The sequence below is a fragment of the uncultured Microscilla sp. genome (assembly GCF_947493425.1).
Taxonomy (GTDB): Bacteria; Bacteroidota; Bacteroidia; order Cytophagales; family Microscillaceae; genus Microscilla.
Window position 1 is genome coordinate 1 of record NZ_CANLRP010000661.1, and the last position, 239, is coordinate 239.

Annotated in this window: 1 pseudogene; it reads left to right on the top strand. The window is 41.8% G+C overall.

Features of this window, described 5'->3' with window-relative positions:
• Positions 1-239, top strand: a pseudogene (locus tag Q0954_RS34855) (IS630 family transposase); the annotation flags it as partial.

The following is a 239-nucleotide window of genomic DNA, read 5'->3' on the forward strand; positions in this document are numbered from 1 at the left end:
GTTCTTGATGTTTATCAACGTCCTTATAACCCAGCAAATCCAGTAGTTAACCTGGATGAATCGCCTAAGCAATTAATTGCTCAAACTACTCAGGGTTTTACCGATGATCAGGGGATTGTTCATCAAGATTATGAATATGAACGAAAAGGGGTTGCCGATATGTATATGCTCACTGAACCTAAGGCTGGGTGGAGGGAAGTATTGGTCAAAGACAACCACAAAGCCGTTACCTATGCAGA